We start from the raw sequence: 20,836 nt of genomic DNA, 5'->3' as shown, positions 1-20,836 counted from the left end.
TTGAACTCAAGATTCAGCAGGGAAATGGTGCCAACATTGCCTGTGGCTTTCCATTCACCTCTCTGAACCGAACCCACTATGGCCCGACTCTGGCAGTTTCTCACCAACCGCCGCGTAATGGCCGTGACCGGCATCGCGGCGCTCGCGGGGCTCCTGTTTCTCGGCGCCGAATCGCTCGAAGTGGCGGCCATCTGGGCCGTGCTGGCCGGACTGCTCCTGCTGGCGGCCTGGGGCGCCTGGTGGCTGGCGCGCAGCTGGTGGCGCAAGCGCGCCGCCGCCCGCCTGAGCGAGGCGATCGTCGCCCAGGCCGACAATCCCAAGCGCGACGATGCGCCGGTACTGCGCAAAGGCATGCTGGAGGCGATCAACACCATCAAGACCTCCAAGCTGGGCCTGACGCGCGGCGCCCAGGCCCTGTACGAACTGCCCTGGTACATGATCATCGGGAACCCGGCGGCGGGGAAGAGCAGCGCGATCAAGCATTCGGGGCTGACCTTCCCCATCCCCGGCAGCAAGGCGGTGCAGGGCGTGGGGGGCACCCGCAACTGCGACTGGTTCTTTACCACCGACGGCATCCTGCTCGACACCGCCGGCCGCTACTCGGTGGTCGAAGCCGACCGCGCCGAGTGGTTCAGCTTCCTCGACCTGCTGCGGCGCCATCGCCGGCGCGCGCCGATCAATGGCATCATCATCGCGGTGAGCGTGGCCGAGCTGGCGGGCGGATCGCCGGAAGGCTCGATCGAGCTGGCGAAAAGCCTGCGCACGCGGGTGCAGGAACTGACCGAGCGGCTGGGGGTGCACGCGCCGGTCTACGTGGTGTTCACCAAGGCCGACCTGATCGCCGGCTTTTCCGACTTCTTCCACGACAGCGACCGCGCAGAGCGCGAGCGCGTGTGGGGCGCGACCCAGCGCTACAACCGCCGCAGCACGCCGCAGGACGTGCTGGCTTTTTTCGATATCCATTTCGACGAACTGTACGACGGCCTGAAGGAGATGAGCCTGGCCACCATGGCCGGCAACCGCAGCGCGGCCATGCGCCCGGGCGTGTTTACCTTCCCGCTCGAATTCGCCTCCCTCAAACCGCAGCTGCGCGCCTTCCTCGCCACCCTGTTCGAAGAGAATACCTGGCAGTTCAAACCGGTCCTGCGCGGCTTCTACTTCACCAGCGCGCTGCAGGAAGGGATGGTCGAGAACCTGTCCTCGCGCCGCGTCGCCAGCCGCTTCGACCTGCAGCTCAAGAACGGGGAGCAGAAGGGCGAGCAGCATGAAGAGCAGTCCGGCTTCTTCCTGCTCGACTTGTTCCGCAAGGTGATCTTCGCGGACAAGGAGCTGGTCAAGCGCTACACCAGCCCGGCCGCCACGCGCCTGAAGTACGCGGCCTTCTTCGCCGCCACCGTGCTGCTCGGCTGCGCGCTCGGCGGCTGGAGCTGGTCCTACATGGGCAATCGCCAGCTGGTCGCCAACGTCCAGGCGGACCTCGACAAGGTCATGAAGATGCAGGCCAGGACCGGCGGCCTGCAGTCGCGCCTCGAAGCGCTGGACATCCTGCAGGACCGCATCGAGCAGCTGGAAAAATACCGCGGCGAGCGGCCCTGGGCGCTGTCCTTCGGCCTGTACCAGGGCGAGGCGCTGGAACGCAAGCTGCGCGACGAATACTTCGCCGGCGTGCGCGAAGTGATGGTGCAGCCGGTGGCCGGCGCGCTGGAAGCGCTGCTGGCGGAGATGAACGCCAACGCTTCGCAGCTGGACCCGAACGCGCAGGCGGCGCCCAGCGCCAGGCCGGGCCAGCCCTACCAGGACGTCTCGGCCACCAATATCGGCGACGCCTACAACGCCCTGAAGACCTACCTGATGCTGGCCGATAAAAGCCATGCCGAGCCGGGCCACCTGAACGACCAGCTGACCCGCTACTGGCGCGTGTGGCTGCAGGCGAACCGCGGCGGCATGGCGAAGGAGCAGATGATCCGCAGCGCGGAGCGCCTGATGACCTTCCACTTATCACATATTGCGGACCCGGCCTGGCCGCAGATCACGCCCAAACTCAGCCTGCTCGACACCGCGCGCGAAAACCTGCGCCGGGTGGTGCGCGGCACCCCGGCGCGCGAACGCGTCTACGCCGACATCCGCACCCGCGCCGGCACCCGCTTCCCGGCGGTGACCGTGGCGCGCATCGTCGGCGAGCAGGACCAGGGCCTGGTGGTCGGCAGCCACGCGGTGCCCGGCGCCTTTACCCGCGACGCCTGGGAGAAGTTCGTGCTGGGCGCGATCCGCGAAGCCTCCAACCGCGAGCTGCAAAGCAACGACTGGGTGCTGAAGACCGTGGCCAAGGACGATCTGACCCTGGAAGGCAGCCCGGAGCAGATCCAGAAGACCCTGATCGATCTGTACAAGGCCGATTATGCGAAGGAGTGGGCCAAATTCGTGCAGGGCGTGACGATCGCCGACCTGAACGGCTTCGAGGCCAGCGTGCAGGCCATGAACCGCCTCGGCGACCCGCAGACCTCGCCGCTGGCCAAGGTGCTGAAGACCGTCTACGACGAGACTTCCTGGGACGATCCCGGCCAGGCGCGCGCCAACCAGGCGAAGCTGAAGCGCGGCGTGATGGCCTGGTTCCGCGAAGTGGTGCTGCGCCAGGCGCCCAGCGAGGCGCGCCAGATCGCCGATGCGGCGGCGCCGATGCCCGGCATGGCAGGCGTGGCCGGTGCGGCAGCGGGCCCGGTCGGGCGCGAGTTCGCCGGCGTCGCGCGCCTGGTCGGCATCAAGGAGAAGGATGCCTCGCTGATGACCGGCTACCTGGACGCGCTGTCCAAGCTGCGCTCGCGCCTGAACCAGCTGAAGAACCAGGGCGACCCCGGCCCCGGCGCCAAGCAGTTGATGCAGCAGACGCTGGAAGGCAACGGCTCCGAGCTGGCCGACGCCCTCAAATACGTCGACGAGCAGATGCTGACCGGGATGACGGACGCCCAGAAGCAGATGCTGCGCCCGCTGCTGGTGCGGCCACTGGTGCAGACCTTCGCCATGATCGTGCTGCCATCGGAATCCGAGATCAACAAGACCTGGCAGGCGCAGGTGGTCGAACCCTTCCAGAAGAACCTGGCCGGCAAATCCCCGTTCTCGCCAGCCGCGCAGATGCAGGCGGGGGCCGCCGAGATCGGCCAGGTGTTCGGACCCGATGGCGCGGTGGCCAAGTTCGTGACCACGACCATGGGGCCGCTGGTGGTGCGGCGCGGCGACGTGCTGTCCAGCCGTACCTGGGCGGATATCGGCGTGACCCTGGCGCCGCAGGTGGTGAGCGGCTTCCCGGGATGGATCGCGCCTTTGTCGGCCAACGGCGTGGCCACCGGTGGCGGCCCGCAGACCGTGTTCCAGCTGCTGCCGATGACGGCGCCCGGCGTGACCGAGTACACGATCGAGATCGATGGGCAGCAGTTGCGCTACCGCAATACGCCGCCGGCGTGGGTGAACATGGTGCATCCGGGGCCGCAGGGGGCGAGCGGGGCCAAGGTCAGTGCGGTGACCTTCGACGGCCGCACGGTCGAGCTGTTCAACGAGCCGGGCGAGCAAGGCCTGACCAAACTGATCGCCGCTGCGGCAAAGAAGAGACTGGAGTCCGGCGTGGCCGAGCTGCGCTGGACCTCTGGCAGCACGACAGTGGGGGTCACGCTCAAGGTGGTCAGCAGCGCCGCCAGTACCGGCGACGGCCAGGTCAGCCGCGGCTTCAGCGGCCTGCGCCTGCCTGACAGCGTGGTCGGGCGCGCCGCCGCCGGTCCGCAGCTGGCGGGAGCGGCGCAATGACCCGCGCCTTGTCCTCGGCGCGGATCGGCTGCTTCGGCAAGCTCCCGGCGCGCAGCGACTTCGTCAAGGTCGCGGACGACCAGCCCGTGCTCGGCATGCTGGACGACTGGCTGGCCCAAGTCATGACCCGCCTGCCCAACGACGCGCGCTGGAAGCTGTACTACGACGCCTCGCCGCCGGTCAGCTTCGCCTTCGTCGGCCCGAGCCGCCGCCATGCGATCGCCGGCCACCTGGTGGCCAGCCACGACCAGTCCGGGCGCCGCTTTCCCTTCCTGATGATGCGCACCGTCGACGTGCCGGATCCGGCGGCCTTCGTGTCGCGCTGCCCGCTGGCCTTCGGGCCGCTGTGGGACTACCTGGAGACGATGGCGCCGCAGGTGCTCGGGGCCGACGAGCCGGGGCCGCACCTGCATGCGATCGCCGATGCGGCGGTGGTCCTCGGCGAATACGAGGCCCGGCTCGACGACTTCCTGGCCGCGGCCACGGTCAGCTCGCTGTCGGGCGCGCTGGACCTCGAGGCGAACCGCCTGATCCTCGGCCTCGGCCTGCTCCTGCAGCCGGTCATGCACAGCCGCCCGGCGGCGCTGCACAAAAGCCTGGTGCTGCCGCTGCCGCTGGATCCGGCGCTGCGCTGCCAGGTCGCGGCCTTCTGGCTGGAGCTGGTCACGCCCTTCATCCGCCGCACGGCGTTCGACCTGGTGCTGTTCCTGACCACGGTGGCCGAGCGGCCGGCGCTGGTGATCGGCTTCGGCGGCGCAGCAAGCGAGACCCTGCACGGCATCGTCGATCCGCTGGCCGGCCGCGAACAGCAGGTGCAGCTGAGCGACAACGGCTGGATCGACGAGCAGCTGGGCATCGACATCGACGTGCGCGCGCTGGCCAGCTATCTCGAGCAGCCGATGCTGCCGCTGCGCCTGGCGCGCGAACTGTTCCTCAAGACTTTCATTGGAGCCGACACGTGAAGCGTCTTTCGACATTCTTGCTGGCCGTGGCCGTCTGCGCGGCGGCGCCGGCTTTCGCCGACAGCCCGGCGGCCACCGCACCTATCGTCGTCTCCGGCACCGTCCCCGACGACGCCAGCAAGGCGGCGCTGCTGGCGCGATTGCGGACCGTCTACGGCTTTGATCGCGTGGTCGACCAGCTGGCGGTGGGGCGGGTTGCGGCGCCGCCGAACTGGAACGAGCACGTCGCGAGCCTGATCGGCCCGAACCTGAAACTGGTCACGCGCGGCCAGCTGCAGATCGACGGCACCAGCGTCAGCCTGCGCGGCGACGTCGCCACCGAAGCGCAGAAACAGCAGATCGCCGGCGAACTGGCGCTGAACCTGGACACCAGCTACACCGTCAACAACGGCCTGCGGGTGGCGGTGTCCGAGCAGGGCATGCTGGACGCCGCGCTGGCCAACCGCATCATCGAATTCGAGTCGGGCAAGGCCACGCTGGCCGATTCCGGCAAGACCATCCTCGACCAGATGAGCGCCGTGCTGCTGCGCCTGAAGGACAAGCGGGTGGAAGTGATCGGCCACACCGACAACGCCGGCTCGCGCGCCGGCAACCTCTCGCTCAGCCAGGCCCGCGCCGAGGCGGTGAGGGACTACGTGGTGGGGCGCGGGGTAAAAGCAGAGATGGTCGCGGTCTCCGGCGAAGGCCCGGACCGGCCGGTGGCCGACAACCGCACCCCGGAAGGCCGCGCCCGCAACCGCCGCATCGAGTTCAAAGTCGTCCAATAAAGCTTAACCAACATCAAACCGGGGTCAGAGCCCGAATTTTGGAAACAGCTTGCAGGACATTTCCAAAATTCGGGGTCTGACCCCGGTTTGTTTTTGCGCAAACGGCTTACGGCAGCGTGATCGTCACGTTGGCCGACCTCGGCGGCAGCTTCACCAGGTCGTTGTAGCCGGCCAGCGCCTGGCCGGTTTCGTGGGCCAGGGCGGTGCGGAAGCCCAGGTAGCCGCCGAGGGCGGCCACTGCGAACACCATCGACAAGGCCCACAGCGACAGGTCGCTGCCCAGCTTGTGCACGATCTGGTCGGGGCGCTCGGCGTGCGGGGCGAAGCCGCGGTTCTTGCCGCGCATGCGGGCGATTTCGTCGCCGAGGCGCGCGGTCAGGTAGGCAAGCTTGTCCTTGCCGTCCAGCGCGAAGCGGCCCTCGAAGCCAAGCAGCAGGCAGACGTGGAAGACCTCCAGCGCCTGCAGGTGCACGGCGCCCTTGGCGCGCAGGTCTTCGAGGCGCTGGAAGAAGTGCTCGCCGGCGAGCTGGTCGCCGAACAGGCGCAGCTGCAGCGGGCGGGTCTCCCAGGCTTCGCGGATCTCGTAGTCGGAGCGCAGGATGATCTCGTCGACCGCGGCGCAGAACGCATACTTGGCCGCGGTGACGTCGTCGGCCGGCACGCCGAGCGCCTTGGCGTTGCGGTCGACGTCGCCGAGGAAGCGCGTCATGTGGTCGGCGAAGGCGGTCTTGTCCTGCGGGCCGTTGCCGTTCTTGAGCAGGAACAGCGCGTAAAAGCCCTCGTACATCATGTCGACCAAAGAGGTCGGGGTGCTGCCGGAAGGGTTGCGGCCGCCGGAGTGCAAAGGGGCGGTGCGCCGTTCGACGTGTTGGCTCATGCTGCGATTCCGATGAGTTCGAGTTTGAGGTCGCGGATCCCGTTCGGCACGTAGATCGAGATCGCCTGCGCTTTCAGCATGCTTTCGTACAGCACGCCGCGGTTTTCGAGGACGAAGTAATAGGTGTCGGGCCGCACCGGCACAGCGCTCGGCACCTGCGGCGCGTGCACCAGGCGCACGCCGGGCATGGCCGACAGCACCAGCTTGTCGACGTCTTCCGGCGCGCCGATCTTGAAGCGCAGCGGCACGATCTCGACCAGCTGCAGGGCCGGCATGTCGGCCGCCACGCCCAGGTAGAGCGTGGTCTGGCCGTTGATCTTGCCCGAGTCCAGCGCGCCGAGGTGGTAGGACGGCCGTTCGTTGGAGAGCGCGATCGCGAAGTACTTCGACGAGATCACGGTGTCGAGCAGCTCGCGCAGGATCGCATCCAGGCGCGTGAAGGCTGGCCCCGGGTCCTGGTGCACATAGGCCGGCAGGTCTTCCAGCTTGCTGCTGCGCGAGAAGGTCATCAGGCCGCCCGCAAGACCGAGCAGCTCCTGGAACAGGCGCTCGGGATGCAGCTCGCGGTGCGCCAGGAAGTGGGTCAGCGCCGCATAGCCGCTGCTGACCGTGTGCAGCAGCCAGAAGGAGGCGACGTCGCCGCCGCGCAGCTCGACCACGTTCTTGCTCGGCTCGCGGTAATGGCCATACAGCGCGTGCACCTTGGCCAGCAGCTTTTCCATCAGGCGCGTCAGCATGCCGTGCAGGCCGGGCGCGCCCTCGACCGAGAGGCTGGGCGGGACGAAGGCGTGGTCGACCTCGAAGCCGCCGGTCGGCAGGCGGCGCAGGCGTACCAGCGGGATGGTCTCGTAGGGCTCGAGCGGCTCCAGCTCCGACACCAGGCGCAGGCTGCGGTTCAGGTAGGCGACCGGCGCGCTGGCGGCGTCGGTGTAGAGGTCGAAGGTATCGTGTTCGTGCTGGCCGAAGCGGGTGTCCAGGCGCGATTCGCCGCGCGCCGCGCAATTCTCGCCATGGTCCTTGAGGGCGGGCAGGGCGGCGTGGAAGGTGAGCGACTGCACCGACGAAGCCAGTTCGCCGAGGCGCACCTGGGGCGGCAGGGCGTCGCGCTCGGGTGCGTGCAGGATCTCGCCGTCGGCGAAGATCAGCGACAGGCCGGTGATGCGCAGGGTATCGGCCTTGAGCGCATCGAGGTCGATCTCGAGCTTGCGCACGCCCCAGCAGTAGGGGTGGAGGGCGGCGGCGGTGTCGTTCAGGCGCGCTTCGTGGTAGCGGTCCTGCTGCTGGAAATGCTGGGGGCGCAAGAACAGGCCCTCGCCCCACAAGACCTTGGCTGGTGGTTTCACGCATGCCTCCTGCGAAGTTTCACAAATCTCTAGCTTGGAGGAAACCGCACGGCCTTCATTGACATCGGACAAGCGCCAGGGGCTTGGCAGCGGCAGGCCCGGCGCCGGCGCTGCTGGCGCTGCTCATGGCGCAGGCATGCAGGCCGATCGTCACGCCAGTCTTTTCCGCCTCAGGCGCGGCAAAGGCCAGGCGCCAGCCCTGCGCCGGGGGCGCATGGAACAGTGCGACCACGCCCAGCCAGCCGGCCTCGCGCGCCAGCTTTTCGTTGAGCTCCAGCTGCTGGCCGGGCATCAGGGTCAGCTCACGCACCTCGAGCAGGTCGGCGCCCAGCGCCTCGCGCTCCGTCTGCGGCGACAGGAAGGCGGCATACGGCGCCTGCTCGAAGGCGGTGCGCTGGCGCAGCTTGTAGACCCGCACCAGCAGGGCCAGCGGCTGGCCGTGCGCATCGACGTTCAGGCGCTTGGCCGCATGCAGGCGCAGGGCCACGCTGCGTGGCCCGAGTTGAGCCTCAGGCAAGGGCGGGGGCTTGCGCAGGCCGGCGGCTTCCAGGAGGCCGGCGGGCGAGCGGCCGCCACTAGTGCAACTAACCGACAGAAGGCCGAACAGTACACAAACGGAAAGGCGGGCAGAGGACATGAGCTTACCTTCAGGAAATGGGCCGACAGCGACATTTAAAGCCATCGCCATCCGCACACGCTGCGCCCGCGCAACGACCGTTTCGACAGGGCGCAATTGCCGGTAAAACCTAAGTTGACCCGGCGCAATTCTCATCAGAAACCGTGCGCCAATAATGGCGCTTGATTTCAACCAGGGAGAACCAGATGAAGTTCCACCACCTGATGCCGAGTCTAGCCTTCGCTGCGATCCTGTCGGCCTGCGCCGGCACCGGCGGCCAGGTCGCCGCCAGCGCCAAGCCGGCGCCCACCATGGCCGCCGCCATGGCCGAAGTCGATGCCGCCGTGCTGGCCGGCCAGACCGACAAGGCCTATACCCTGCTGAAAAGCGCCGGCGCCACCTTCCCGGTCGACAAGACGCCCTGGGTCCGGATGGCCCAGATGCGCTTCGACAGCACCGATTACGGCGAAGCCATCGTCAGCGCCCTCGAAGCGCTGGAACGCGACCCGGACGATACCCTGGCCAACAGCATCGTCGCGGTCAGCGGCCTGCGCGTGACCAGCAAGGCGCTGGCCGACCTGAGCCAGAAGAACAACCTGAGCGGCAACGTGCGCACCGAGGCCGTGGAGCTGGCCAAGCTGCTGCGCACCAGCCTGAACGAAGAGGTGCTGGTGTCGAACGGCGGACGCCAGCCGGTGGCGCGGCCGAGGGATACGGGCGGCAAGAAGACGATCTCGAGTCCTTCGACCGCGCGTCCCGCCGGCAACGACCCGTTCGGCGCGCTCAAGTAAGCAGCGCCGCCGCTTCCTTCCACCCAGCCTGGAGTCGACATGCCCAAGAACGAAAGCGTGCAGAAACGCCTGCAGAAAGTGCGCGCCCCGCGCGTGCAGATGACCTACGACGTCGAGATCGGCGACGCCATCGAAAACAAGGAGCTGCCCTTCGTGCTCGGCGTGCTGGGCGATTTCGGTAGCGATCCGGACGCCGCCAGGAAGCGTCTCAAGGACCGCAACTTCGTCAACGTTGACGCCGACAACTTCGACGAAGTGCTGAACGCGGTCGCTCCGGTCGCCAACTTCCGCGTCGAGAACCACCTGTCCGGCGAAGGCGGCGAGTTCGCGGTCAGCCTGCAGTTCCGCGAGATGGCCGACTTCCGGCCGGAGTCGGTGGTGCAGCAGGTGGCGCCGTTGAAGGGCCTGCTGGACGCGCGCAGCAAGCTGGCCGACCTGCGCAACAAGCTGGCCGGGAACGACAAGCTCGAAGACATCCTCAACGACGTGCTGACCAATACCGAAAAGCTGGACAGCCTGCGCAAGGCGAAGGAGGAAAAATAACATGGCGGCGATCCTCGATGCGGTAGCAAGTCCCGAAGCGCCCGGCGCCCTGGAGCTCGACACCGGCCTGCTCGACCAGATCGTCGAGCAGAGCAGGGTGGCGAAGTCCAGCAGCGAGCACGAACGCGCGCGCGACATCATCTCCGAGCTGGTGACCCAGGTGATGGAAGGCACCATGGTCGTCTCCAGCAACCTGTCGGCGACCATCGATGCGCGCCTGGCGGAGCTGGACCGCATGATCTCGAGCCAGCTCTCAAGCATCATGCACGCGCCCGAATTCCAGAAGCTCGAGCGCAGCTGGACCGGCCTGAATTACCTGGTGCGGAACACCTCGACCTCGGCCAACCTGCAGATCCGCATGCTCAACGCCACCAAGCGCGAGCTGGTGAAGGACTTCCAGTCGGCGCTGGAATTCGACCAGAGTAGTCTGTTCAAGAAGATCTACGAGGAGGAATTCGGCACCTTCGGCGGCGCGCCCTACGGCGCCCTGATCGGCGATTTCGAGATCAGCCGCCAGCCCGAGGACATCTACTTCCTGGAGCAGATGTCGCACGTGGCAGCGGCCAGCCACGCGCCCTTCATCACCTCGAGCGCGCCGGAGTTGTTCGGCATCGAAAGCTTCGGCGACCTCGGCAAGCCGCGCGACCTCGCCAAGGTCTTCGACACCGTCGAATACGCGAAGTGGAAGGCGTTCCGCGACTCCGAGGATGCGCGCTACGTCGGCCTGACCCTGCCGCGCTTCCTGGGCCGCCTGCCCTACAACCCGATGGACGGCATGGCCACCGAGGGCTTCAACTTCGTCGAGGATGTCGACGGCAGCGACCACCAGAAGTACTTGTGGTGTAACGCGGCCTACGCCTTCGCTTCGAAGCTGACCCGCGCCTTCGAGGATTACGGCTGGTGCGCGGCGATCCGCGGCGTCGAGGGCGGGGGCCTGGTGGAGAACCTGCCGACCCACACCTTCAAGACCGACGAGGGCGAGGTCGCGCTGAAGTGCCCGACCGAGCTGGCGATCACCGACCGCCGCGAGAAGGAGCTGTCGGACCTGGGCTTCATCTCGCTGGTCCATTGTAAGAACACCTCCTACGCGGCCTTCTTCGGCGCGCAGTCAGCGCAGAAGGCGCGCAAGTACGCCAACGACGCCGCCAATGCCAACGCGCTGCTGTCCTCGCAGCTGCAGTACATCTTCGCGGTCTCGCGCATCGCCCACTACATGAAGGCCATGATGCGGGACAAGATCGGCAGCTTCGCCGCCGCCTCCAACGTCGAGGATTACCTCAATCGCTGGCTGACCCAATATGTGCTGCTGGACGATAACGCCAGCCAGGAGCAGAAGGCCCAGTTCCCGCTGCGCGAAGCCAGCGTGCAGGTGGCCGAGGTGCCGGGCCGGCCCGGGGTCTACCGCGCGGTGTCCTTCCTGCGCCCCCACTTCCAGCTCGACGAGCTGTCCGTATCGCTCCGACTGGTCGCGGAGTTGCCGCAATCGACCAAAAGCTGATTTTTTCACCAACCAAGACTGGAGTATCAAATGGCGATAGACGTGTACCTGCAAATCGACGGCATCAAGGGCGAATCGGCGGACGACAAGCACAAGGACTGGATCGAGTGCAAATCGGTGGACTGGGGCGTGATCCAGCCGAAATCGGCGACGTCCTCGACCGGCGGCGGCCACACCGCCGAGCGCTGCGAGCACAAGGAGATCGAGCTGCTCAAGCTGGCCGACCTGTCCTCGCCGGTGCTGCTGCAGACCTGCTCGTCCGGCAAGACCATCCCCAAGGCGAAATTCGAGTTCATGCGCGCCGACGGCCAGGGCGAGCGCATCAAGTATTTCGAGATCGAACTCGAGAACGTGCTGATCGGCTCGATCACGCCGGCCGTCAAGGAGGGCGACTTCATGCATGAGAAGGTCGGCCTGAAGTTCTCGAAGGTGAAGTGGAAGTACACCCAGCAGAAGATCGGCGGCGGCTCGGGCGGCAATACCTCGGGCGGCTGGGACCTGTCTTCGAACAAGGTGGCCTGAACTTACTGCGTTCCCCTGCGCTACGTTGCCAGCGCGCTTGCCGCGGCCTTCGTGCCGCGGTCTTTTTTGGAGCAGCCATGACCGCCTATGTCCCCGGCCTGCTGGACCGCTTGATGGGCGAGAGCGCGGGCGCCGGCGCGGGCGCCCGCGGCGGCGCCGAACAGCTCAAGGACAGCCTGGCGCGCGAACTCGAAGCACTGCTGAACACGCGCCTCGGCTTTCCGCCGGGGTGCTTCGACGCCAGCCCCGGTGCGCGCGCCTCGGTCCTGAACTATGGCCTGGCCGACTTCGCCGGCTACTGCCTGTCCAGCAGCGAAGACCGCGCCGCCATCTGCGCCAGCCTGAAGGACGCGATCGAGCGCCACGAGCCGCGCCTCAGGAACGTCAGCGCCGCGCTGGAGCGGGAAGCCGGCAGCGTCAACCGGCTCCACTTCGTCATCCACGCCACACTGCACCTGGCCGATGGCATGGCGCCCGTGGACTTCAACGCCGTGCTCCAGCCTTCGAACCTGCACTACGCGATCGCAAACGAAAGGAAGAGACGATGGACATCAACCTGAAGACCCTGATCGGCAAGCTGAACGACACCAGCCGGACGGCGGCGACGCGCGCGGCGGGCATCTGCGTCGGCTTCGGCCAGTACGAGGTCGACATCGAACACCTGTTCCTGGCCTTGCTGGAGCAGCCTTCCAGCGACTTCGTGGTGGCCGCGCGCGCCGCCGGCATCAGCCTGACGGCGCTGGAAACCGACCTGCGCAAGGAAGTCGAGCGCCTGCCCGGCGGCAGCGGCCGCACCACGGTGTTCTCGCGCCACCTGCCGCTGCTGTTCGAGCACGCCTGGCTGATCGCTTCGCTGGGCCAGCCGGCGCCCGGCCAGGAACAGCGCATCCGCAGCGGCCACCTCCTGCTGGCGCTGCTGGCCGAGCCGGGCCTGGCCCAGCTGGCCCAGCGCGCGTCCGGCAGCTTCATGGATTTTCCGGTGGACCGCCTGAAGCACGATTTCGACAAGCTGACCCGCGGCTCCAGTGAAGCGTCGGCAGTCACCGAGGCCGCGCCGCCGCAGTCCACGAAAGCCGGCGGCGACGCGGTCGGCGAATTGCAATCGGCGGCGCCGGGCAGGACGCCCGCGCTCGACCAGTACACCACCTGCCTGACGGCGCGTGCGCGTGAGGGCAAGGTCGACCCGGTGATCGGGCGCGACGCCGAGATCCGGCAAGTGATCGACATCCTGATGCGGCGCCGCCAGAACAACCCGATCCTGACCGGCGAGGCCGGCGTCGGCAAGACCGCCGTGGTCGAAGGCCTGGCGCTGCGCATCGCCGAAGGCGACGTGCCGGACGTGCTGCGCGGCGTCGAGATCCATACCCTCGACATGGGCCTGCTGCAGGCCGGCGCCAGCGTCAAGGGTGAGTTCGAGAACCGCCTGAAGAACGTGATCGAGGAGGTTACTAAAAGCCTGCACCCGGTCATCCTGTTCATCGACGAGGCCCACACCATGATAGGCGCGGGTGGCGCGGCCGGCCAGAACGACGCCGCCAATCTGCTGAAGCCTGCGCTGGCGCGCGGCGAGCTGCGCACCGTCGCCGCCACCACCTGGGGCGAGTACAAGAAGTATTTCGAAAAGGACGCCGCGCTGGCGCGCCGCTTCCAGGTGGTGAAGGTCGAGGAGCCGGACGAAGACACCGCCTGCGCCATGCTGCGCGCGATGGCGCCACTGATGGAGAAGCATTTCGGCGTGCGCATCTTCGACGAGGCGATCCGCGAGGCGGTGCGGCTGTCGCATCGCTACATCAGCGGGCGCCAGCTGCCGGACAAGGCGATCAGCGTGTTAGACACCGCCTGTGCCAAGGTCGCCCTCGGCCAGAAGGCGACGCCGGCGGCGCTGGAAGAAACGACCCGCGGCGTGGAGCGGCTCGACGCCCGCATCAGCACCCTGGTGCGCGAGGAGAGCGGCGGCGCCGATCACGCCGCCACGCTAGCCACATTGAGAAGCGAACGCGAGGCCGGCCTGAAGGAACAGGAGCGCCTGCGCGCCCAGTGGGACCGCGAGCAGGCCCTGTCGGCCGAGATCCATGCCGTGCGCGCCCGCCTGGAAAGCGGCGACTCGAGCGACAGCCCGGCGCTGCAGGCCCTGGTCGGGCAACTGCGCGCGCTGCAGGGCGAGACGCCGCTGGTGCCGCTGCAGGTCGACGGCCACACGGTGGCCGCCATCGTCGCCAGCTGGACCGGCATTCCGCTGGGCCGTATGGTGAAGGACGAGATCCGCACCGTGATGAACCTGCAGGGCATGCTCGACGAGCGCATCCTCGGCCAGAACCACGCCAGCGGCATCGTCGCCCAGCGCGTGCGCACGGCCCGCGCCAGCCTGGAAGACCCGAACAAGCCGAAGGGCGTGTTCCTGTTCGTCGGCAGCTCCGGCGTCGGCAAGACCGAGACCGCGCTGGCCCTGGCCGACATGCTGTATGGCGGCGAGCGCAAGCTGGTCACGATCAACATGAGCGAATACCAGGAAGCGCACAGCGTGTCCGGCCTGAAGGGCTCGCCCCCGGGCTATGTCGGTTACGGCGAGGGCGGCGTGCTGACGGAAGCGGTGCGGCGCAACCCCTACAGCGTGGTGCTGCTGGACGAAGTGGAGAAGGCGCACGGCGACGTGCTTGAGCTGTTCTTCCAGGTCTTCGACAAGGGCGTGCTGGACGACGCCGAAGGACGCCAGATCGACTTCCGCAACACGATCATCATCCTCACCTCGAACGCGGCGTCCGCGCAGATCATGCAGGCCTGCCTGAACAAGCCGGCGGCCGAGCGGCCATCGCCCGACGACCTGGCGCAGCTGATCCGTCCCAGCCTGATGAAGCACTTCAAGCCGGCCTTCCTCGGACGCCTGACCGTGGTGCCTTTCTATCCGATCGACGACGAAGTCCTGGCCAACATCATCCGCCTCAAGCTGGAGCGCATCAAGGCGCGGGTGGCCGCCAATCACAATGCCCGGTTCCTGTACGACGACGCGCTGGTCAACGCCGTGCTGGCGCGCTGCACCGAGGTCGATTCGGGTGCGCGCAACGTCGACACCATCCTGAACGGCACGCTGCTGCCCGAGATCGCGGACAACGTGCTGGCGGCGATGGCATCCGGCGGCGGGATCAGGCAGATCAAGGTGAGTGCAAGCAGGGCCGGCAAGATCAAGTACGCCGTCGAACCGGCGTGAGGAGGGCGGCATGCTGAACATGGAAAAGCTGCTGGCGCCGGTGAGCGAAGGTCGGCCCTGCGGCGAGGACCTGGCCTTTTCGCGCGAGATCGACGACATCGTGCGTGCGCGCCAGGCCGACGATCCTTCGATCGAGCAGGGCGCCTGGGTCACCGAGCTGAAGGAAGCCGACTGGAAGTTCGTGGCGAAGCAGTGCGCCCAGCTGATCGAAACGCGCAGCAAGGACCTGCAGCTGGCGGTCTGGCTGGCCGAGGCCGAGGCCCGCACCAGCGGCCTTGGCGGCCTGGCGGACAGCCTGGTATTGATCGCGGCCCTGTGCGACCGTTACTGGGACGGCCTGTATCCGCTGCCGGACGAGGACGGGCACGAGCGGCGCATCGGCAACCTGTCCTGGATGGCCGCGCGCATCGCGCCGCTGCTGCGCGAGATCCCGCTGACCGAGGGACCGCACGGCTACGCGCTGCGCGACTTCGACGTCGCCCGCATGCATGGCGGCGAGGAGCTGGGCAAGCTGGAGACGGCCAAGGCGCGCAGCGCGCCCGCCTTTTTCGAAGCCCTGCTGCGCGACTGCGAGCACTGCGCCGGCGCGCTCGAACGCATCGAGCACAGCGTCGACCAGCGCCTGGGCACGGAGGGACCCAGCTTCACCGCGGCCAAGTCCGGCCTGCAAAGCGTGCTGCTGTTCGTGAAGCCGATGGTGAAGGAGGGCGGCGCGAAGGTTTCAAGCCGGCCGGCGGAACTTGCGCCGGCGCCTTCCGCGCAGCCGGGTGCGCAGCAGGCGATGCGGCAGGCGGCGCCGGCCGAAACGGCAAGCGGCATGGCCGGCGGCCCGCCGCAATCGCGCACCCAGGCCCTGGCCCAGCTGCGCGAAGTCGCCGAGTTCTTCCGCCGCACCGAGCCGCACAGCCCCGTCGCCTATCTGGCGGAAAAAGCCGCGCACTGGGGCGAACAGCCCCTGCACGTGTGGCTGCGCTCGGTGGTGAAGGATGACGCCTCGTTCGCCCATATCGAGGAGATGCTGGGCGTCGCGCCGCCGTCGGGGAGCTGAGGCGGCGCGGGCGGCGGGTCAGGGAAGGATCAGGCCTTCGGCGCCTGGCCGGCCGCCTCGCCCAGTTGCGAAGTCGCGCGCGTGACCTGCTCTTCGACGCGGCGCATGGCGTCGCGGGTCGACTGGGTTACCTGCTCGTAGCCCTTGAAAGCATTGTCGATCGCGGCCTTGATGATCTCGACGGCGTTCTCCTGGCCCGGCTTGACGTTCTGGGTGACGTCGTAGATCAGGGCCGACAGCGTGTTCTTGGCTTCCACCAGGTGGGTGTCGGCGGCCTGCTGGAAGTCCTGCTGGATGTCGGCGACGATCCGGCGCAGTTCTTCGCCGTAGGCCTGGGCGTTCTGCACGCCCGGCTGCAAGCGCGATTGCAGGGTGTCGATCGCCGCTTTCGGATCGGCCGCCTGGCTCATCTGGCGGCTGGTGGCCATCGCGCCTTCCATCGAATTCTTCGCGGTGGCCATGTTCAGTGCCACCACCTGCTCGACGCCCTGCACGGCCTTGCTGGCCAGGGCGTTGAAGGTTTCCATCTGCAGTTCGAACAGGGTCTTGGTGGCGTTGGCGAATTGCTCGGGGTTGGTGAACATTGCTTGTCTCCTCGGTTGGTTTTCCTGGGGCCTGCTCAATGTTTAACTTTTTACATTATTTCCCGGTCTTGCGGATTTCGCAACGTGCATCGCGATAGGGCCCGGAGAATTTTTCCCAGCCGGCGCCGAGCGGCGTCTGCGAGCAGGCAAGATCGCCGGTGGACTTGCTGCGCCACTGGTACCAGGGCGCGGGTTCGGCGTTCAGGACGGCGGGGCAGGCCAGAACAAGGCCCAGCAGGATGGCGAACGATTTCTTCATGTGGCCGAGCTTGACGGCACCGGAGCCGCAAGTCAAGCGAACGGACCCGTTTGACCTTCCCACGATGGGAAGGTGTATTCTGTGCGGAACACAGGAGACGAGCATGTTGAATATCGGCGAAGCGGCGCAGGCCTCGGGCGTGTCGGCCAAGATGATCCGCCATTACGAGTCCATCGGGCTGCTGCCGGCGGTGCGCCGGACGGCTTCCGGCTACCGCGTGTACGGCGAACAGGACGTGCGCCTGCTGCAATTCATCCACCGCGGCCGCGCGCTCGGCTTCCCGCTCGAGAAGATCGCCGGGCTGCTGGCGCTGTGGCAGGACCAGGACCGCGCCAGCGCCGACGTGCGCCGGCTGGCCGAGCAGCACATCGCGGAACTGAACCGCAAGATCGAGGAGCTGCAGGCGATGAAGCGCACGCTCGAGCAGCTGGCTCACTCCTGCCATGGCGACCAGCGCTCGGACTGCCCCATCCTCGACGACCTGGCCACCCACTAAAGTCAAGCAGCGTCCAGCAAGGCTCCCAGGGCAAGGCGCATCGTCGAAGACAGTACGTAAGTACGGCGAGACGAATGCAACGCAGCCATGGGCGTCTTGCTGGACGCTGCAAAACGCAAAACGCCGCAATCCTTTAGCAAAGATTGCGGCGTTTTGCGCCAGTATTCTGGAAGCTCCTGAGAGAGCCGGGTAGCATTTGGTGCCCACGGAGGGACTCGAACCCCCACACCTCGCGGCACATGGACCTGAACCATGCGCGTCTACCAATTCCGCCACGTGGGCATATCAAACAGCAGGTACAACATACAACAGGGTAGCATTTGGTGCCCACGGAGGGACTCGAACCCCCACACCTCGCGGCACATGGACCTGAACCATGCGCGTCTACCAATTCCGCCACGTGGGCATATCAACCACCATCGACAAGAACAAGACCGGCTTTGGTGCCCACGGAGGGACTCGAACCCCCACACCTCGCGGCACATGGACCTGAACCATGCGCGTCTACCAATTCCGCCACGTGGGCCGGGTCTTGCAATCATCGCTCGACGTTGCCGTCGAATTCCGCTACGATATCAGGCTTTGCCGATTTGCGCCAGACCAACTTTCGATCTGATTTTCGCCGGCTGCACCTTCGCAGCAACCCCGCATCCGGCTGGGCCGTTTGCGAAGAGACCGAAAGTATAGCGGATGAATGGCAAATGTCAAAGGCCCAACGGAAGGATGCCCGCGGCACGCTTGCACGGCGCACGTTAGGCGAATACCCCGTGTCTCCGTTACACTACGCCTGTCAAGGTGTCAATCCAACCAACATTGCGCCGCCTGCAAGTGCAAGCAAGCACTCGCGATCGGCGCGCCACTGGCTCAACAAGAATAGAAAATACGATTTGAAGCACCCAACTCATACCATTCCAAGCCGCGAGGAGATTCTCGGCGTTTTCCGCGATGCCAAGGGGCCGCTCGACAGCGGCGCACTGGTACGCGCCCTGCAGGTCGATCCGGAGGCGGAAGGCGTCCTCACGCGCCGCTTGAATGCGATGGAGCGCGACGGCCAGCTCCGCGCGAATCCCGCCGGCCAGTATGCATTGACCGACCACTCGAGCTTCGTCTCCGGCCGCGTCAGCGCCCACCGTGACGGCTACGGCTTCGTGATCCCGGACGAGCCGGGCGACGACCTGTTCCTGCCCGATAAGGAGATGCAGAAGGTCCTGCACGGCGACAAGGTGCTGGCGCGTATCGTCGGCACCGACCGCCGCGGCCGTCCCGAGGGCACGATCGTCGAAGTCACCGAGCGCGCGAACACCCACGTCATCGGCCGCCTGCTGCAGGAAAACGGCGTCTGGATCGTGGCCCCGGAAGACAAGCGCATCGCCCAGGACATCCTGGTCGACGGCTCGCCGGGCAAGGCGAAGTCGGGGCAGGTGGTCAGCGTCGAACTGGTCGAGCAGCCTTCGCGCTTCCGCCAGCCGATCGGCCGCATCGTCGAGGTGCTGGGCGAGCTGGACGACCCCGGCATGGAGATCGAGATCGCGGTCCGTAAATTCGGCGTGCCGCACGTGTTCTCGCCAGCGGCGATCAAGCAGGCCAACAAGCTGCCGAACGAAGTCCGCGACGCCGATCTCGGCAACCGCGTCGATTTGCGCGACGTGCCGCTGGTAACCATCGACGGCGAAGACGCGCGCGACTTCGACGACGCGGTCTACTGCGAACCGGTCAAGATCGGCCGCACCAAGGGCTACCGCCTGCTGGTGGCGATCGCCGACGTCAGCCACTACGTGAAGCCGGGCGATGGCCTGGACACCGATGCCATCGAGCGCTCGACCTCGGTCTACTTCCCACGCCGCGTGATCCCGATGCTGCCGGAGAAGCTGTCGAACGGCCTGTGCTCGCTGAACCCGGCGGTCGACCGCCTGTGCCTGGTGTGCGACATGGTCGTCACAGCAAGCGGCGAGGTCACGGCTTACCAGTTCTATCCGGCCGTGATGCACTCGGCGGCGCGCCTGACCTATAACGAGGTCGCTGCCATCCTCGGCAACACCAAGGGGCCGGAAGCGGGGCGCCGTCCCGGCATCGTGCCGCACCTGCTGAACCTGAACGAAGTGTTCCGCGCGCTGCTGCAGCAACGCCAGGCGCGCGGCGCGATCGATTTCGAGACCACCGAGACCTACATCGTCTGCAACGCGATGGGCAAGATCGAGAAGATCATCCCGCGCACCCGCAACGATGCGCACCGCCTGATCGAGGAATGCATGCTGGCGGCGAACGTCTGCGCGGCCGATTTCCTGATCCGCCACGACCAGCCGAGCACCTTCCGCATCCACGCGGTGCCGACCGAAGAAAAGCTGAACCAGCTGCGCACCTTCCTGAAGCAGGTCGGCCTGAACCTGGGCGGCGGCATGAAGCCGGAGGCGCGCGATTACGCCGAGCTGATGCAGCAGATCAAGGAGCGCCCGGATGCGACCCTGCTGCAGACCATGCTGCTGCGTTCGATGCAGCAGGCGGTCTACAGCCCGGACAACGTCGGCCACTTCGGCCTCGCCTACGAGCACTACGCGCACTTCACCAGCCCGATCCGCCGCTACCCGGACCTGCTGACCCACCGCGCCATCAAGGCGGTCCTGCTGGGCAAAAAATACGAGCCGACCGGCATCGACCTGTCCAAGCTGAACAGCACCGTGTCGAACGCGACCCGCAAGCAGCAGGCCAAGGACAAGGCCGCCGGCACGCAGAAGGATCCGAAGGACCTGACGGTCTGGGATGCGCTGGGCGTGCACTGCTCGGCCAACGAGCGGCGCGCCGACGAAGCTTCGCGCGACGTCGAGAACTGGCTCAAGTGCTACTACATGAAGGACCGCCTTGGCGAATCCTTCACCGGCGTGATCTCCGGGGTGACCCCGTTCGGCATCTTCGTGCAGCTGGACGAGTTGTTCGTCGAGGGCCTGGTCCACGTCACCGGTCTCGGACAGGACTATTTCGAGTACGACGAAGCCCGCCATGAGCTGCGCGGCAAGAACAGCGGCCAGGTGTATGCGCTGACCGGCCAGGTGACCGTGCAGGTCGCCCGCGTCGACCTGGAAGCGCGCAAGATCGACCTGGTGCTGGCCGCGCCGGCGCAGCAGGGCATTCCGGCGCCGCTGGAGCGCGCCCGCTCCGCTGCCGCCGATGCGATGGGATCGAAGCCGCCGCGCCGCAGGAAAGCCAAAGAAGCGGCCAGGGCCGAAGCGAACGGCCGTCGCTCCGGCGCCCCGGTCGCCGCAGTCCCGGCCTCGCCGCAGCAGGTGCACGGCATGAAGGGCGAGCCGCCGGTGCCGCCCGATTTCAGCGCCAGCGACGAGAGCGAGGACGATATCGTCTTCGTGCCGCCGGCCCGCCGCAGCCGCAAGGCCGGCAACGCCAACGGCAACGGCAACGCCAAACCCGCCGCGAAGAAAGCGCCGGCCAGTAAAACCGCAGCAAAACAGAGCGCTCCGCGCAAGAGCGCCGCCAAGGCCCCCAGGGCCGTCTCCAAAACCAGTAAAAAGAAGTAATTG

Annotated in this window: 17 protein-coding genes and 3 tRNA genes; 12 read left to right on the top strand and 8 right to left on the bottom strand. The window is 67.1% G+C overall.

From position 1 onward, the window contains the following. The first annotated feature begins 78 nt into the window (after positions 1-78). Genes tssM through ACFPO9_RS03780 form a run of 3 tightly spaced genes read left to right on the top strand, consistent with a single transcriptional unit; the run spans position 79 to position 5,524 of the window. Positions 79-3,795 carry a type VI secretion system membrane subunit TssM gene (tssM, locus tag ACFPO9_RS03790; protein ID WP_379767271.1) on the top strand — a complete coding sequence of 1,239 codons (3,717 nt, stop codon included), beginning with the start codon at positions 79-81 and terminating at the stop codon, positions 3,793-3,795. Then, positions 3,792-4,757 carry a type VI secretion system-associated protein TagF gene (gene tagF, locus ACFPO9_RS03785; RefSeq protein WP_379767268.1) on the top strand — a complete coding sequence of 322 codons (966 nt, stop codon included), beginning with the start codon at positions 3,792-3,794 and terminating at the stop codon, positions 4,755-4,757. The genes tssM and tagF overlap by 4 nt, the downstream gene beginning before the upstream one ends. After that, positions 4,754-5,524, top strand: coding sequence for an OmpA family protein (locus ACFPO9_RS03780; protein WP_379767265.1), 771 nt, complete (start codon positions 4,754-4,756; stop codon positions 5,522-5,524). Before tagF ends, ACFPO9_RS03780 begins: the two co-directional genes overlap by 4 nt. A gap of 106 nt (positions 5,525-5,630) precedes the next feature. Here the strand turns inward: ACFPO9_RS03780 and icmH are convergent, their stop codons facing one another. Genes icmH through tssJ form a run of 3 tightly spaced genes read right to left on the bottom strand, consistent with a single transcriptional unit; the run spans position 5,631 to position 8,381 of the window. Beyond that, positions 5,631-6,401: a type IVB secretion system protein IcmH/DotU gene (icmH, locus tag ACFPO9_RS03775; RefSeq protein WP_379767262.1), complete on the bottom strand. Its 771-nt coding sequence runs from the start codon at positions 6,399-6,401 to the stop codon at positions 5,631-5,633. Then, positions 6,398-7,744 carry a type VI secretion system baseplate subunit TssK gene (gene tssK, locus ACFPO9_RS03770; protein ID WP_379767259.1) on the bottom strand — a complete coding sequence of 449 codons (1,347 nt, stop codon included), beginning with the start codon at positions 7,742-7,744 and terminating at the stop codon, positions 6,398-6,400. The genes icmH and tssK overlap by 4 nt, the downstream gene beginning before the upstream one ends. Before the next feature lie 55 nt (positions 7,745-7,799). Then, positions 7,800-8,381, bottom strand: coding sequence for a type VI secretion system lipoprotein TssJ (gene tssJ, locus ACFPO9_RS03765; protein ID WP_379767256.1), 582 nt, complete (start codon positions 8,379-8,381; stop codon positions 7,800-7,802). Between the two features lie 185 nt (positions 8,382-8,566). Between tssJ and ACFPO9_RS03760 the strand changes: the two genes are divergently transcribed. The 7 genes from ACFPO9_RS03760 to tssA all read left to right on the top strand — a co-directional run bounded on the left by ACFPO9_RS03760 (position 8,567) and on the right by tssA (position 15,967). Next, positions 8,567-9,151 (top strand): tetratricopeptide repeat protein, encoded by a 585-nt coding sequence (locus ACFPO9_RS03760; protein ID WP_379767253.1) that lies wholly within the window; start codon positions 8,567-8,569, stop codon positions 9,149-9,151. Positions 9,152-9,190: 39 nt separating this feature from the next. After that, positions 9,191-9,694, top strand: coding sequence for a type VI secretion system contractile sheath small subunit (gene tssB, locus ACFPO9_RS03755; protein ID WP_379767250.1), 504 nt, complete (start codon positions 9,191-9,193; stop codon positions 9,692-9,694). Position 9,695: 1 nt separating this feature from the next. Beyond that, positions 9,696-11,192 carry a type VI secretion system contractile sheath large subunit gene (gene tssC / locus ACFPO9_RS03750; RefSeq protein WP_379767247.1) on the top strand — a complete coding sequence of 499 codons (1,497 nt, stop codon included), beginning with the start codon at positions 9,696-9,698 and terminating at the stop codon, positions 11,190-11,192. A gap of 30 nt (positions 11,193-11,222) precedes the next feature. Beyond that, positions 11,223-11,714 (top strand): Hcp family type VI secretion system effector, encoded by a 492-nt coding sequence (locus tag ACFPO9_RS03745; RefSeq protein ID WP_379767244.1) that lies wholly within the window; start codon positions 11,223-11,225, stop codon positions 11,712-11,714. 77 nt (positions 11,715-11,791) lie between these two features. Then, positions 11,792-12,274: a type VI secretion system baseplate subunit TssE gene (gene tssE, locus ACFPO9_RS03740; protein WP_379767241.1), complete on the top strand. Its 483-nt coding sequence runs from the start codon at positions 11,792-11,794 to the stop codon at positions 12,272-12,274. After that, positions 12,259-14,919 (top strand): type VI secretion system ATPase TssH, encoded by a 2,661-nt coding sequence (tssH, locus tag ACFPO9_RS03735; protein WP_379767238.1) that lies wholly within the window; start codon positions 12,259-12,261, stop codon positions 14,917-14,919. The genes tssE and tssH overlap by 16 nt, the downstream gene beginning before the upstream one ends. Before the next feature lie 10 nt (positions 14,920-14,929). Beyond that, positions 14,930-15,967: a type VI secretion system protein TssA gene (tssA, locus tag ACFPO9_RS03730; protein WP_379767235.1), complete on the top strand. Its 1,038-nt coding sequence runs from the start codon at positions 14,930-14,932 to the stop codon at positions 15,965-15,967. Between the two features lie 29 nt (positions 15,968-15,996). Here the strand turns inward: tssA and ACFPO9_RS03725 are convergent, their stop codons facing one another. Both ACFPO9_RS03725 and ACFPO9_RS03720 read right to left on the bottom strand, forming a co-directional pair. Further along, positions 15,997-16,551, bottom strand: a complete 555-nt coding sequence (locus tag ACFPO9_RS03725) for a phasin family protein (RefSeq protein ID WP_379767232.1) — start codon at positions 16,549-16,551, stop codon at positions 15,997-15,999. Positions 16,552-16,606: 55 nt separating this feature from the next. Continuing rightward, positions 16,607-16,810, bottom strand: coding sequence for a hypothetical protein (locus tag ACFPO9_RS03720; protein WP_379767229.1), 204 nt, complete (start codon positions 16,808-16,810; stop codon positions 16,607-16,609). Positions 16,811-16,913: 103 nt separating this feature from the next. Between ACFPO9_RS03720 and cueR the strand changes: the two genes are divergently transcribed. Continuing rightward, positions 16,914-17,306: a Cu(I)-responsive transcriptional regulator gene (gene cueR / locus ACFPO9_RS03715; RefSeq protein ID WP_379767225.1), complete on the top strand. Its 393-nt coding sequence runs from the start codon at positions 16,914-16,916 to the stop codon at positions 17,304-17,306. 197 nt (positions 17,307-17,503) lie between these two features. Here cueR and ACFPO9_RS03710 read toward each other — a convergent pair. The 3 genes from ACFPO9_RS03710 to ACFPO9_RS03700 all read right to left on the bottom strand — a co-directional run bounded on the left by ACFPO9_RS03710 (position 17,504) and on the right by ACFPO9_RS03700 (position 17,832). After that, positions 17,504-17,588: transfer RNA gene (locus tag ACFPO9_RS03710), tRNA-Leu, on the bottom strand. Positions 17,589-17,627: 39 nt separating this feature from the next. After that, positions 17,628-17,712 (bottom strand) — tRNA-Leu (locus tag ACFPO9_RS03705). Between the two features lie 35 nt (positions 17,713-17,747). Continuing rightward, a tRNA-Leu gene (locus tag ACFPO9_RS03700) sits at positions 17,748-17,832 on the bottom strand. 361 nt (positions 17,833-18,193) lie between these two features. Here ACFPO9_RS03700 and rnr point away from each other — a divergent pair. After that, positions 18,194-20,833 (top strand): ribonuclease R, encoded by a 2,640-nt coding sequence (rnr, locus tag ACFPO9_RS03695; RefSeq protein WP_379767222.1) that lies wholly within the window; start codon positions 18,194-18,196, stop codon positions 20,831-20,833. Positions 20,834-20,836 lie beyond the last annotated feature (3 nt).

This window comes from Massilia aerilata, assembly GCF_042656905.1.
In the GTDB taxonomy this organism is placed as follows: Bacteria; Pseudomonadota; Gammaproteobacteria; order Burkholderiales; family Burkholderiaceae_D; genus Telluria; species Telluria aerilata.
This window is presented reverse-complemented; position numbering and strand designations above follow the sequence as displayed.

Excerpts from the sequence above, each read along its gene's own strand:
- tssM (WP_379767271.1), top strand. The coding sequence starts at position 79 with ATGGCCCGACTCTGGCAGTTTCTCACCAACCGCCGCGTAATGGCCGTG.
- tagF (WP_379767268.1), top strand. The coding sequence starts at position 3,792 with ATGACCCGCGCCTTGTCCTCGGCGCGGATCGGCTGCTTCGGCAAGCTC.
- icmH (WP_379767262.1), bottom strand. The coding sequence starts at position 6,401 with ATGAGCCAACACGTCGAACGGCGCACCGCCCCTTTGCACTCCGGCGGC.
- tssJ (WP_379767256.1), bottom strand. The coding sequence starts at position 8,381 with ATGTCCTCTGCCCGCCTTTCCGTTTGTGTACTGTTCGGCCTTCTGTCG.
- ACFPO9_RS03760 (WP_379767253.1), top strand. The coding sequence starts at position 8,567 with ATGAAGTTCCACCACCTGATGCCGAGTCTAGCCTTCGCTGCGATCCTG.
- tssB (WP_379767250.1), top strand. The coding sequence starts at position 9,191 with ATGCCCAAGAACGAAAGCGTGCAGAAACGCCTGCAGAAAGTGCGCGCC.
- tssC (WP_379767247.1), top strand. The coding sequence starts at position 9,696 with ATGGCGGCGATCCTCGATGCGGTAGCAAGTCCCGAAGCGCCCGGCGCC.
- ACFPO9_RS03745 (WP_379767244.1), top strand. The coding sequence starts at position 11,223 with ATGGCGATAGACGTGTACCTGCAAATCGACGGCATCAAGGGCGAATCG.
- tssE (WP_379767241.1), top strand. The coding sequence starts at position 11,792 with ATGACCGCCTATGTCCCCGGCCTGCTGGACCGCTTGATGGGCGAGAGC.
- tssH (WP_379767238.1), top strand. The coding sequence starts at position 12,259 with ATGGACATCAACCTGAAGACCCTGATCGGCAAGCTGAACGACACCAGC.
- tssA (WP_379767235.1), top strand. The coding sequence starts at position 14,930 with ATGCTGAACATGGAAAAGCTGCTGGCGCCGGTGAGCGAAGGTCGGCCC.
- ACFPO9_RS03725 (WP_379767232.1), bottom strand. The coding sequence starts at position 16,551 with ATGTTCACCAACCCCGAGCAATTCGCCAACGCCACCAAGACCCTGTTC.
- ACFPO9_RS03720 (WP_379767229.1), bottom strand. The coding sequence starts at position 16,810 with ATGAAGAAATCGTTCGCCATCCTGCTGGGCCTTGTTCTGGCCTGCCCC.
- cueR (WP_379767225.1), top strand. The coding sequence starts at position 16,914 with ATGTTGAATATCGGCGAAGCGGCGCAGGCCTCGGGCGTGTCGGCCAAG.